Source organism: Amycolatopsis sp. GA6-003, from assembly GCF_046267895.1.
Taxonomy (GTDB): Bacteria; Actinomycetota; Actinomycetes; order Mycobacteriales; family Pseudonocardiaceae; genus Amycolatopsis.
Genome location: NZ_CP176499.1, coordinates 9,076,994 through 9,089,833, shown reverse-complemented (window position 1 = coordinate 9,089,833; position 12,840 = coordinate 9,076,994). Strand labels below are relative to the sequence as shown.

At 67.9% G+C, this 12,840-nt stretch carries 10 protein-coding genes; 7 read left to right on the top strand and 3 right to left on the bottom strand.

Translation table 11 applies throughout. The features are described from left to right. The first annotated feature begins 6 nt into the window (after positions 1–6). Positions 7–696, top strand: coding sequence for an RNase H family protein (locus tag F9C12_RS41100; protein WP_409464060.1), 690 nt, complete (start codon positions 7–9; stop codon positions 694–696). Between the two features lie 274 nt (positions 697–970). Here F9C12_RS41100 and F9C12_RS41095 read toward each other — a convergent pair whose 3' ends face one another. After that, complete coding sequence (locus tag F9C12_RS41095; RefSeq protein ID WP_409464059.1) at positions 971–1,801, bottom strand: YwqG family protein; 831 nt, start codon at positions 1,799–1,801, stop codon at positions 971–973. A gap of 78 nt (positions 1,802–1,879) precedes the next feature. Between F9C12_RS41095 and F9C12_RS41090 the strand changes: the two genes are divergently transcribed. Together F9C12_RS41090 and F9C12_RS41085 are read left to right on the top strand one after the other, a co-directional pair. Next, on the top strand, positions 1,880–2,557 hold the full coding sequence (locus F9C12_RS41090) for an MBL fold metallo-hydrolase (protein WP_409464058.1): 678 nt from the start codon (positions 1,880–1,882) through the stop codon (positions 2,555–2,557). A gap of 31 nt (positions 2,558–2,588) precedes the next feature. Next, on the top strand, positions 2,589–5,903 hold the full coding sequence (locus tag F9C12_RS41085) for an NACHT domain-containing protein (protein WP_409464057.1): 3,315 nt from the start codon (positions 2,589–2,591) through the stop codon (positions 5,901–5,903). Between the two features lie 100 nt (positions 5,904–6,003). Here the strand turns inward: F9C12_RS41085 and F9C12_RS41080 are convergent, their stop codons facing one another. Both F9C12_RS41080 and F9C12_RS41075 read right to left on the bottom strand, forming a co-directional pair. Continuing rightward, complete coding sequence (locus tag F9C12_RS41080) at positions 6,004–6,870, bottom strand: HIRAN domain-containing protein (RefSeq protein WP_409464056.1); 867 nt, start codon at positions 6,868–6,870, stop codon at positions 6,004–6,006. Between the two features lie 935 nt (positions 6,871–7,805). Further along, positions 7,806–8,591, bottom strand: coding sequence for a DUF1684 domain-containing protein (locus tag F9C12_RS41075; RefSeq protein ID WP_409464055.1), 786 nt, complete (start codon positions 8,589–8,591; stop codon positions 7,806–7,808). Positions 8,592–8,683: 92 nt separating this feature from the next. Between F9C12_RS41075 and rnhA the strand changes: the two genes are divergently transcribed. From rnhA to F9C12_RS41055, 4 genes are all read left to right on the top strand, one after another. After that, complete coding sequence (gene rnhA, locus F9C12_RS41070) at positions 8,684–9,163, top strand: ribonuclease HI (RefSeq protein ID WP_409464054.1); 480 nt, start codon at positions 8,684–8,686, stop codon at positions 9,161–9,163. Positions 9,164–9,282: 119 nt separating this feature from the next. Continuing rightward, the gene (locus F9C12_RS41065) at positions 9,283–9,633 is read left to right on the top strand and encodes a DUF1801 domain-containing protein (protein WP_409464053.1); all 351 of its coding nucleotides are present in this window, start codon (positions 9,283–9,285) and stop codon (positions 9,631–9,633) included. Next, a complete protein-coding gene (locus F9C12_RS41060) occupies positions 9,630–10,007 on the top strand; it encodes a YchJ family protein (protein WP_409464052.1) in 378 nt (125 codons plus the stop codon). Before F9C12_RS41065 ends, F9C12_RS41060 begins: the two co-directional genes overlap by 4 nt. 157 nt (positions 10,008–10,164) lie before the next feature. Next, positions 10,165–12,804 carry a glycosyl hydrolase 2 galactose-binding domain-containing protein gene (locus F9C12_RS41055; RefSeq protein ID WP_409467153.1) on the top strand — a complete coding sequence of 880 codons (2,640 nt, stop codon included), beginning with the start codon at positions 10,165–10,167 and terminating at the stop codon, positions 12,802–12,804. The last annotated feature ends 36 nt before the right edge of the window (positions 12,805–12,840 follow it).

Here is a 12,840-nt window from a genome sequence, read left to right as displayed (position 1 = left end):
GGGGCCGTGGCGAGCGACGAAGCCGGAGCAGTGCGGATCTACGCGGCGGGGAAGGGCGGCGACACCCCGGGGCCGGGCGGCTGGTCCGCGCTGCTGGCCTACGGAGGGCATCGGAAAACCCTCACCGGCGGGTCCCCGGACGCAACTGCGGGCAGCATGGCCCTGACGGCGGCGATCGAAGCGCTGGAAAGCCTGAAACGGCCGGTCCGCGTGCACCTTTACAGCGACAGTGAGCATCTCCGCGCCACACTGGAGGGCCGGTCGTCCGACGCCCTCCTCCCCCGGCTTCGAGCCTGTGCCGCGCGCCACGAAATCTCCTGGCGCGAGGATCCGGCCGCCCGCGCCCAGCTCGCCGAACTGGCCGGCCTCGCGGCGGCGGCGCGCCCCACCCGACGCCCGCCCGCGCCGCCGGAGGACGACGAATGCCGCCACGGCATGACGAAGGCCTACTGCGCCGACTGCAGGCAACTCGACGCGGGCGTGCTGCGGACCGGCTACCGCACGGCAGGCGGCAGCGCGTACCACAACGACGCCGACTGCTACTGGCTGCGCAGGGGCCAGCAGCGGCAGGAGCGGATGGGGCGGAACACCCACGAGATCGTCCGGATCGCCTGGGCGTCGGTGATCCCGGGGGAACTCGCACCGTGCGAGCACTGCTGCACGCCGGAGTGGCTGCAGCGGAACCGGCGCGGGTGAGGGGTGAGCGATCCGCATGAGGCACCGGAACCCGCACCAGGCGAGCACTGCTGCACGACAGAACGGCTACAACCGGAACCAGCACTGCCGGGAACTCGATCGCGCTGCATGACCCACCGCACCCGGTCCCACGCGAACACCGCCGCACGACAGAACGACCGCAACCGAACCAGCACGCCCGACGCCTCAACCTCCCCACGCCCAGTCGACCCCGCACCACGCGAGCACCGCTGCCCGACGGAGTGGCGGCAACCGAACCGAAGCGGCCGAGAACTCAACCGCTCTGCATCACGCACCGCACCCGGTCGAACCGGCCCGCCGCGAGGTCGTCCTCGCGGATCAGCCAGTACAGGACGCCGACGTCGCCCCACGTGAGGCCCGCGTCGCCGTCGCTGTCGATCTGGGCGAGCAGGGTCCAGCGCAGCGCTTCGTCGGCGAGGTCGGACTCGCTCGCGTCGTCCGGCAGGACCGCCGCGGCGACCTCGTCCTCCGGCGGTCCCTGGACCGGCCACGAACAGCCGCCGATCTGGTGGTACGGCGCGGCCGACGACTCCCGGAGCCGGTCGAAGAACTCCTCGGACCAGTTGTCCGGGTCGGAGAGCGGGAGCCCGTCGCGGGCGAGCGTGCGGCGCAGCACCTCCTGCTGCGAGTTCGGGAACGTGCCGGTGATCTCCCCGGACACCTCCGCCCGCGGATAGGCCTCGACCCCTTCCGGCGCGGCCCGTTCCGCGGCCTCGGTTCCGGCCGGGACGAAAACGACCCCGCCGAGCGAGGTCAGGTCGACCGGGCCCTGCGCCTCGAACCAGTCGTCGCAGTAGAAGAACAGCAGCGAACCCGACGCAGGCAGCTCGATCCCGCCGGGCACCCGGGGCAGCGCCGCGCAGTCGACGGACGCGACGAAGTTCATCGGCAGCTCGTCCCGCCAGACTGGCCACTCCGCGTCCGCGGGCAGCGCGGGATCGCCGCCGAGACAGCCGACGCGCGCGCCGTTCCCGCCGGTGGTCAGCCGCACCGCGGGCCGGAACAGGGTTTCCCACGCCTCGGCCACGTCCGGCGGAAGGTTCTCGCGCGCCAGCTCGGCGAGCGGGTCGAGCCAAGAGGTCATGGGGAGATCTTGACAGCAAGCACCGACAGAAACGGCCGCATGGGCGACGCGCGGGTGATCCGGCTACGGTGGGGACTCGTGAACATCGCCGACACGTACACCGGACACGTCGAACCGGGCGGCGACGCCGCCCGCCGGACGCTGGACGGCCTCACCATCACCAAGCTCTCCGTTGGCCCGATGGACAACAACGCGTACCTGCTCGTGTGCCGCGAGGAGAACGAAGCGCTGCTGATCGACGCGGCCAACGACCCGGAACGCATCTCGGACCTGATCGGCCACGGCCCCGACCGGCCCGCGCTGCGCACCGTCGTGACGACCCATCAGCACCCCGACCACTGGCAGGCGCTCGGCGCGGTGGCCGGAGCGAACGGCGCGAACACCGCGGCGCACCCGCTGGACGCGGAACCGCTGCCGATCCCCCCGGATTTCCTGGTCGAACACGGAGACACCCTGAAGGTCGGCGCGGTGACCCTGGAAGTGATCCACCTGCGCGGCCACACGCCCGGGTCGATCGCGCTGCTGTACCGGGACCCGAACGGCCACGGGCATTTGTTCACCGGGGATTCGCTCTTCCCGGGCGGGGTCGGGAAGACTTCTTCGCCGGAGGACTTCACGTCGCTGCTGAACGACGTCGAGAAGCGGATTTTCGACGAACTGCCGGACGACACGTGGTTCTACCCGGGCCACGGGGACGATTCGACGCTGGGAGAGCAGCGGCCGCACCTGACCGAGTGGCGCGAACGCGGCTGGTGAGCTAAGGGCTTCCAGGGGAGGGGAGAACCACGTGGCCATCGAATCGGCGGCGCTCAAGATCGGCAGTGCGATCGCACAGACCGCAGCGAAGATATGGCTGCGGTCGCGAAGCTCCGCCGAGGAACGGAGCATGACACTGGTCCAATTGACTGGCGCGCGAGGCTTGGGCATCCTCCCGCAACGGCGGCTCAACCGGCAGCTTGACCAGCTCGCCGAAACAATCGCACAGCGGCTCGAGCCGCTGTGCGATCAAGAATTCCGGCGGCTTGCCGAACACGACAGGCTGGCCGCACTGGACGCCGTCGCGTTGACCCTGGAAACGGCCGATCTGAGCGACTCCCGCCTCCTGCAGGTAGCGGTTTCCGCACCAGAGGTGGAGCAGCTCGCGGCTCCCGCGGCGACAGCCGTTCTCGCGAAGGCGGAGCTCGGAGAAGCTGGCGAGCAGTTCTACCGAGTGGTGCTCAGGGAGGCGATCGCCCACCTGACGGAAGTGATCGTCACGCTGCCGAGCTTCCAGAACCGCGCATTGCGCGAGATCCTCGAGCGCGAGACTGAGATCATCGACCTTCTCCGCGGCATCTTCGACCGGATGCCCGAGCGTGAGGTGTTGAAGACCGCGGACGCCTCGGGCGAATTCGAACTGGAGTACCGGAGGGAAGTTGCCCGCAAACTGGACCAGGTCGAACTGTTCGGCGTTACCACCTCGAGGCCGACCCGGCGGTATCCGCTGAGCGTTGCCTACATCGGGCTCATGGCATCTGCCCATGATCTTTCCGACGGGCTGGACGAAGACGAAACCGTCGAGGCGACCCTGTCCGGAAGCTTCCGCACGGTCATCCGCGGCGAAGCCGGATCAGGCAAAACGACCCTGCTGCGCTGGCTCGCGGTCCGGGCCGCACAGCACAAGCTGGAATCCGCCCTCTCGTCATGGAACGGGCTCGTCCCGTTCTTCGTGCAGCTTCGGCGCCACGCCGGGCGGAAGATGCCCGGCGTCGTGCAACTGCCCGTGGAAACAGCTTGGACTCTGCGCGATCGCATGCCGCCGTCCTGGGCGTTCGACGTGCTGCGTGCGGGTCGCGGCCTAGTGCTCATCGACGGGGTTGACGAGATCCCGCTGCACCAGCGCGACGAGGTCCGCGAATGGCTCTCGGACCTGGTAGGCGCCTTCCCGACCTCCCGGTACGTCGTGACCTCGCGCCCGCCCGCCATTGCCGACGACTGGCTGGAGGACTGCGGGTTCGCCGCAACGGACTTGCAGCCGATGAGCCGGTCCCACGTGCGCTCGTTCATCCAGCATTGGCACGAGGCGGTGGGCGCGGATTTCCTGCCCGAGGACAGGGCGGACCTCCGGCGATACCAAGGCTCGCTTCTGGCGGGCATCGACGGCAACCAGGCCCTGCGCTCTCTTGCCACCAATCCGCTTCTGTGCGCTCTTCTCTGCGCTTTGAATCACGACCGGCGTGCCCAGCTCCCGCACAGCAGGATGGAGTTGTACCGCACGGCGCTGGAGATGCTGCTGTACCGGCGCGACACCGAGCGCCGAGTACCGGACGCGGAATTGACGGGATTGTCCCCCGCCGAGCAGATGCTGGCTCTCGAAGACCTCGCGTACTGGTTCACGATCAATCAGCTGACGAACGCGGAGTCCGACCGGGTAGTGCGCCGGCTGGGCACCACAGTACGGGGTTTTTCAGGCCCAGCACAGGATCCGCACGAGGTCTACACCCATCTGCTGCTGCGCTCGGGGTTGCTTCGCGAGCACAGTGCGGGCCAAGTGGACTTCATTCACAAGACGTTCCAGGAATACCTGGCAGCGAAAAGGATCGTGGACACCGACTCGATCGAAATGCTTGCGCGGCGGGCCACCGACGACTCTTACCACGAGGTGATCGTCCTGGCGGTAGGGCATGCCCGGCAGAGGGAACGGGAACTTCTCCTGGAGCAGATCCTGCTCCAGGAGAACCGTCCGGGCATCACCGCCCCGCAGCGCAAGCAGTTGCGCGGCCTCGCCGTATCGTGCCTGGAGACCGCGACCCAGCTCAGCCCGTCGCTGCGGCAGCGGATCGTCTCGTGTTTCAGCGAGTTCATCCCCCCGAAATCGCCTGCGGACGCCCGAGTGCTGGCGATGGCCGGCGCAGACGTCTTGCCTTTGTTGAGGAAGACCAGTTCGCTCAGCGAATCGGAGGCGGCCGCGTCCGTGCACGCCGCCGCGCTCGTCCGAGGCCGCTCCGCGCTGCCGACGCTGGCCGCGCTCGCGCGCGACACGCGGCCGGCAGTGCTCCGAGAGCTCGTCCGGTCCTGGACTTACTTCGACCCGGTCGAATACGCCCGCGTCGTGCTGGCGCCGGCACCGCTCGGCAGCAGCGACGTGACTATCAGCGACCCGGCGGTCCTGCCCGGAGTCGAGCACCTTCCGTCGGGCCGACGGCTGAACTTCGATTTCACCGGCCCGCTCAGCGCTGCGGATCTGCGGGCTATCGGAGCTGCCAAGACGGTGACTTCGCTCCGGCTGACAAACGAGCCGATGTTGGAATCTCTCGATTTCCTGGCCGAGCACCCGACTCTTCGAGAGGTGGCGATCTCCCATGCGGCGGCGCTGCGCGACGTCTCCGCGCTGCCGACTCTCCGCCAACTGGTCTCTCTGTCGATCACGTCCTGCCCTCAGGTCTCGGCAGTCGAAGACATTCTTTCGTGCCAGCGATTGCGGAAACTCTCGACGAGCCGCGTCGTCGCGCGTGACGCTCGGAAGATGGTCGAACGCCTGCCGGCGCTGCGCTGGCTCGACCTCCGCTCGTGCTCGAGCCTCATGACGATCGGGGACCTCGGGGCGAACCCCGCACTGCGGCGGCTCGGCTTCGACGCTTGCGGCGAGCTTTCCGGGCTCGACGGCCTGGCTGGCTTTCCGGGACTGGTCTCCCTTTCCTTTCTCGATTGCCCATTGCTTCGGATCAGCGGACCGGAGCTTGCCGACTCGGCGATAGAATCGCTGACCCTGCGCTGGTGCGACACGGTCCGAAACCTCGAACCTCTGTGCGCGATGCCGAATCTGCGACGGCTGCATTTGCAAGGACTCGGCATCCCCGACCTCGGACCGTTGCGCGAACTGACGAAGCTGACTTCCTTGGCCGTATTGGACTGCCCGTGGGTGAACGATCTTCGCCCGCTGGCCGACTTGCCGGCATTACGCCACCTGAGCCTCCAACGAACCGGGACGCGTCTCGACCTCGGGCAGCTCGGCCCGAAAGAAGACCTCGCCATCGAGCACAGCGGAAACGCCTACAACACGAAAGGCCTTGGCGTCTCGACCACGGTCAGCATCGCGAAAGCGGACCGGGTGCCGGAGTGACCCCAAGCGCCGCCCTCGTCCGGCACGCTTTAGGCGGGCTTTCGCGGCGTCGCTGGTTCAGTCGGCCGGACGTCGGCTCAGGCCCGCTCGACCAGCGTTCCTACGTGCGGTTCGGATCGCGCGGCATCCGGAGCTCGACCTCGACGCCTCGCATCGTGAGCACGGTGAATGCTTCGCAGGTCACCTCGAGGTTTTGTTTCAAAAAGCCGTCGACAATACCTCGGTATCGCTCGGTCATCGCATAGGTGAGCTGGCCGACCCGCCGGCCGCCGAGACGAACCTCGATTGCCTCTCGCCCTCGGTATTTCCCTGTTCCTATTACACAAAAACCCAGTGAAGCTACGACTTCTCGGTACTGCCGTTTGCCAGTGGGCGCATATTCACGCAGCACGTCTTGATGCGCTTCTTCTTTGGTCACCGTGCACGACCAGTCGTTTCGAAGCAACACATCGCTCGCCGTGATCTCGGCAACCACCGCGTCCGCTGGCTCGCTATCGCCGCTCAATTCGCCGGGCCCAGCCAGATGCAAGTAGATCCCGTAATATTTGTCCCCGCCACCAGTAATTCGAGCCGGGCAGGTGCCGAGCACGCCTTTCACGCCAAGCTCAAGCAACTCCGGTTGATATTCCGCAGCCCGATCACGGGAAAGATAGCCGACTTTCACAGTTCTGCTTCCTGCCAGGACGTCGACCCGCACAGCATCCTCGTCCCAAGGATTTTCCGGCTCTGGAACCAGAACGGCTGTCACGGGAAGATGTTCTTCAAAGCCCGCGCCGATCCTCCTGCCACCGGCGACAAGCCGGAGCGCCTCCTGGTAGTAGCTCTCACCGACAACACCGAGCCGCCCGTCGTCTGACAGCGAAACAAGATCCACCTGCAAGTCGCTGAATTTCGGCGGTTCCGCGCCAGAATAATCAAGTGACTCCTGCTCGTTGTCATCCACGCTGCCGAAGCCGCGGTTCGTCAACTCCTCGAACCGTACGGGCGGTTCCGTGCCAGCACCCGCGGTCGACAACGACGTCGCAACGATCGTTGGCGCCCGCGCCGGCAAACCGAAAGTCTGAACTTCGAGGCGCTCGTACTGCTCAGGAGTACCCCGAGGTGCAGATCTCTTTCTGCGCGAGAAGGGCCACATAGGTCGCAACCTCCGACGTCGACAAGGCCTCCGGCGCACCTCACGTCGTTATCGGGCAACGTCTCGTTACTGCCGACAAATCCCCATGACACAACTGATGCGAATCCGAGACGTTCTGACCGGTGCCTCGGCAATGGTCGCTCAAGAGCAGACGGCGGAGACCAGCAGATCCCGCCAACGGGATTCAACCGCACCTGCGCACGGCGCGTTGCTCCGCGGCCCTCCGGGAGTACGCAGGCGGAGGTCAAATTTCGTGGCGTCGGATTCTGGAAGGAGTACGGCAGTGCAACTGTGGCCACGACGAAGCTTGCTCGGAGGATAGCGGGCAGCGCAGCACTGCTCATCGCCGGTTGCATGGCAAAGCAGCCAGGCCACTCTCGCTGCCTCTCTCCCTCCCAGCCCGGGGGCGCGCGTGATGATCATCCGGTTCGCTGGAAAGCCATCCGGTCAGGCTGGCCCGGAATGGGATCGCCGTGAACGGCAATCCCATTCCCACTCGCTGACCGTCCGCGACGGCGCCCGACCGCGGTAAGACTGCCAGGCCGGTGGCGGAGCGGCTGGGCAAGACCGTCTTGACTACCTACGCCAAGGGCTGCGAGCGCGCGCTCGCAGCCGCATTCGGCGTGGCCACGCCGAAGAAGCGGCCAGACGACGGTTCGGCCTCGTGGGGCGCTGGCCCCCGGCCGGGTCCGGCCGAGCGCTCGCTCAAGTGCCGCAGCCGCTCCTGGCCGGGGACAGCGCAGAGCCGGTCAGGCGACCGCAGAACCTCACTGCCTCTCGTAAGGAATCTTCTCCCCCGCCTCCACCGCGAACGGCAGGCGATTCCCCTCCGGCGGCAGCGGGCACGTAGCGAAATCCGTGAACGCGCACGGCAGATTCACCGCCCGGTTGAAGTCCAGCGTCACGGTCCCGTCCGCAGCCGCCTCGGCGACCGGCAGGGAACGGTTCGCCGCATAAGTAGTCACGCCGCTCGTCGCGTCGGTGAAGAGAATGCTGTACCCGCCGGCCTTCCCGTTGAACGCCGTGAGCGCGTACTCGACCCCGTCGCGCTCGAACACGACTCGGCCCGGCGCGGTGTAGACATGCGACAGCCCTTCCACCACCGCACCCACCGTCGTCGGCCGTGGTTCGTCGAAGGGCTCGAAGCGGCCCGTCAGCACCCATGCCGGGTCTGGTTCGTACGCGGGGACACCGTGGAAGTCGTTCAGCACCGGCGCTTTCGGGTCGTGCACGCGGATCAAGTACCCCGACCGGCGCGCCACCTCGATCTCCACCGAGCCGGCCGTCACCCGGGTGCCCGCGCCGCTGTTCACCAGCTCGAACCGGTGGACATCCGTCAGCAAAGCGCCTTCGTGCCGCAACTCCCCGCCGGCGGGGTCGACGTACGCGGCTTCGGCGTCCTGCCACCATCGGCCGGGCAGGCCGGGGTAGGTCCGCGGCGCGTCCTCGAGCCAGTCGAGCGACACCAGCGCCAGCCAGCCGTACGGATCGGCCAGCGTCTTCTCCCGCTCCGCCTTCCAGTCCTGCCACGCCTGCGCGAACTCCACTGCCATGTCCGGGCCCCTTCCGTTCGTGTGCAGGGCACAACACCGTCCCCGGCCCGGCATTCCGGCTCCCAGCACGTGAGAACGGTAAGGTCGCCCGGGTGGCGGAGCAGACGGAACAAGCGGTGGAGATCTACACCGACGGCGCGTGCAGCGGCAATCCCGGACCGGGCGGCTGGGGCGCGCTCCTGCGCTACGGCAAGCACGAGCGCGAGCTGTACGGAGCCGAGGACACCGTCACCACCAACAACCGCATGGAGCTGATGGCTCCGATCCGCGCGCTGGAAAGCCTCACCCGCGCGTCCGTGGTGCGGATCTACACCGACAGCACGTACGTCCGCAACGGCATCCTCCAGTGGATGCCGCGCTGGAAGAAGAACGGCTGGCAGACGCAAGCGAAGCAGCCGGTCAAGAACGCCGACCTCTGGCAGCGCCTCGACACCGCCTGCCGGCAGCACGAGGTCGAATGGCTGTGGGTCAAGGGCCACGCCGGGCTTCCGGAGAACGAGCGCGCGGACAAGCTCGCGGTGAAGGGATCTCAGGAAGCCGCCGCGGCCGGGGTGCGCCGGGCTCGCGGCTGAACCTCGTCGACGCAGCGCCGCCTCGACAAGGCCGCCACCGACAAAAAAATTAGTCTTGACAAAAAGTACCTTCGGCGGGCAAGCTCGGCAGCACCAAGAGAGACCCGAGAGGACAAGCCATGCCGAAGTTCACCACCGTCGCCGAGTACGTCGCCGCGCAGCCCGAAGCGCTCCGCGAGGTCTACGCCGCCCTCCTGCCCGCGCTCGACGCCGCGATGCCGGCGCCGGCCGCGCTCTACCACGGTGCGCCCACCTGGAAAGCGGGCAAAAACCCGGTCTGCCTCGCGAAGGCGTACAGCTCGTACGTGACCCTCGCGTTCTGGCGCGGCCAGCTGATCGGCGACGGCCTCGAACCCAGCGCCCGCGAGATGGCGCACGTGAAGCTGCGGAGCGCCGAAGACGTCGACACCGAGCAGATCGCCGCCTGGGTGCGGCAGGCTCTCGCGCTGGAGACAGAATCAGCGGCGTGACCAACCCCTGCCCGTGCGGGCTGCCCGAGCCCTACGCCGACTGCTGCGGCCGGTTCCACCGCGGCGACCAGTACGCCCCGACGGCCGAGCGGCTGATGCGGTCGCGCTACTGCGCGTTCGCGGTCGGCGAGCCCGAGTACCTGCTCGAAACCTGGCATCCGGACACCCGCCCGAAGCGGCTGAAACTCGATCCCGCCCAGGAGTGGACCCGGCTGGAGATCCTCGGCCGGACCGGCGGCTCGCTGCTGCAGAACGAGGGCACCGTCGAGTTCCGCGCGCACTACCGTTACCAGGGCCGCGCCGATTCGCAGCACGAGAACAGCCGGTTCGTCCGCGAGGGCGGGCGCTGGTACTACGTCGACGCCCTCGGCTAGGAACCCCAGGGGAAAATCGGGCGAAAAGACCCCGCCGAGGTCTGTTCCCGGACGCTCCGGGCGGCTACCATCACCGGCAATCGTTAAGGAACTTTACTAACAATCGCCGCCGCCAGGAGCCCGAGGAGGACCGCTCGTGACCCCACGCCGGCCAAGAATGCCCGGACGGCTGTTAGCAGTCGCCGCCCTGACCGCCGCGCTGATCCCCGGTGTCGCCGGGGCCGCTTCGGCCGGGCCGGAACCCGGGCAGGCCGCGATCCCCGGCTATCTGATCCAGTCCTCGGCCAAGGTGTCCGACGACGCCTCGGTGTCGAAGCCCGGCTTCGACGCCAAGGGCTGGTACCCGGTCGGCTCGCAGTCCACGGTGTACGCCGGGCTGCTCGCCAACGGCCGCTACTCCGACCCGTTCTACTCCACGAACATGAAGAACGTGCCGACCGCGGACTTCAAGGTCCCGTGGTGGTACCGCGCCGACATCAAGGTCGCCGACCCCTCGCAGCGCACCTACCTGGACATCAGCGGCGTGCTGTCCAAGGCCGACATCTGGGTCAACGGCACCCGCGTGGCGACCAAGGACGAGGTCAACGGCCCCTACACCCGGCACGACCTCGACGTGACCAAGCAGGTGCACGGGGGCGTCAACAGCGTCGCGTTCAAGGTCTACCCGAACGACCCGAACAACGACCTGTCGATGGGCTGGATCGACTGGGCGCAGACCCCGCCGGACCAGAACATGGGGCTCGCCCGCGAGGTCGTCGTCCGGCACAGCGGGCCGGTCGCGCTCCGCGGCGCGCACGTGGTCACGAAGCTGAACGTGCCCGCGCTCGACCACGCCGACCTCACCGCCAAGGCCGACGTCCGCAACGACTCCGACGCGCCGGTCCGCGCCAAGGTGTCCGGCACCGTCGCGGGACGGCCGGTGAGCCAGGACGTTTCCCTTGCCGCGCACGAGAAGAAGACCGTCACCTTCCCGGTCGTCGGCGTCGACAAGCCGCAGGTCTGGTGGCCCGCCGGCATGGGCGGCCAGCCGATGCAGCAGCTGGACCTGACCGCGACCGTCGGCGGGACCGCCTCCGACGCGAGCCACTCCAGCTTCGGCATCCGCGACGTCAAGGCTCCGCTCAACCCCAGCGGCGGGCGGCAGTACATCGTCAACGGCAAGCCGCTGATGATCAAGGGCGGCGGCTGGTCCCCCGACCTGCTGCTGCGCTGGGACGCGGGCCGGGCGGCGGACAAGCTCGCCTACGTCAAGAACCTCGGCCTCAACACGGTGCGCCTCGAAGGCCACATCGAGCCCGACGCGTTCTTCGACCTCGCCGACCGGATGGGCGTGCTGACCATGCCCGGCTGGGAATGCTGCGACAAGTGGGAAGGCCAGGTCAACGGCGACGAGAAGGGCGAGCCGTGGACCGAGGCGGACTACCCGGTCGCCAAGGCGTCGATGACCGCCGAGGCCGAGCGGCTGCGCGACCACCCGAGCGTGCTGTCGTTCCACATCGGCAGCGACTTCGCGCCCAACGCGCGGATCGAAAAGGGCTACCTCGACGCGCTGTCCGCGGCGGACTGGCCGGCGGCGGTGATCTCCGCGGCCTCGGCCAAGGCGTCGCCGAAGCTCGGCCCGTCCGGGATGAAGATGAACGGCCCGTACGACTACGTCCCGCCGAACTACTGGTACGACAAGGCACACAAGGACGCGGGCGGCGCGTGGAACTTCAACTCCGAGACCAGCGCCGGGCCGGACATCCCGACGATGGACACGCTCAAGCGGATGATGACGCCCGCCGAGCTGGAAACGCTCTGGAAGAACCCGTCCGCGCCGCAGTACCACCGCTCCGAATCGGAGACCTTCGCGAACCTGAAGCTCTTCGGCGACGCGCTGGCCGGCCGCTACGGCAAGCCGACGAGCCTGGAGGATTTCGTCCGCAAGGCGCAGCTGGCGCAGTACGAGAACGTCCGCGCGGAGTTCGAATCGCACTCCCGCAACTTCACCGATTTGAAGGACCCGTCGACCGGGCTCATCTACTGGATGCTCAACAGCGGCTGGACCTCGCTGCACTGGCAGCTGTTCGACGCCTACCTCGACCAGAACGGCTCCTACTTCGGGGCCAAGAAGGCGAACGAGCCGCTGCACATCCAGTACTCGTACGACACCAAGTCGGCTGAGGTGGTCAACTCCACCACGAAGAAGGCGTCCGGGCTGACCGCCACCGTCGAGCTGTTCAACACCGACGGCACGAAGAAGTTCTCGAAGACCAAGAAGGACCTCTCGGTCAACGGCGGCGGCGCGCACGCGAAGGCGCTCGACATCGGTTCGGTCAGCGGGCTTTCTTCGACCTACCTGGCCAAGCTGGTGCTCGCCGATTCGGCGGGCAAGGAGGTCAGCCGGAACGTGTACTGGCTGTCCACCAAGGACGACAAGCTCGACTGGAGCAAGTCGGACTGGTACTACACGCCGACGTCGTCGTACGCGGACCTCTCCGGGCTGTCGAAGCTCGGCGCGGCGAAGGTGGCCACCACGGCGACCTCCGCACCGGGTCCGGACGGCACGACGGTGACCACGGTGAAGCTCACCAACACCTCGTCGGGCAAGACCCCGGCGTTCATGGTGGACACCCACGTGGTCGACAGCGCGGGCGCGCCGGTCCTCCCGGTGACCTGGTCGGACAACCAGGTCAGCCTGTGGCCGGGCGAATCGGTGACGCTCACCGCCACCTACCGCACGGCCGACCTGCACGGCTCGGCTCCGTCGGTGCGGGTCGCGGGCTGGAACACCGGCACGCAGACCGTCCGCGGCTAGGGACTCGTGAGCGGCAATCCCGGTTCTAACCGGGAT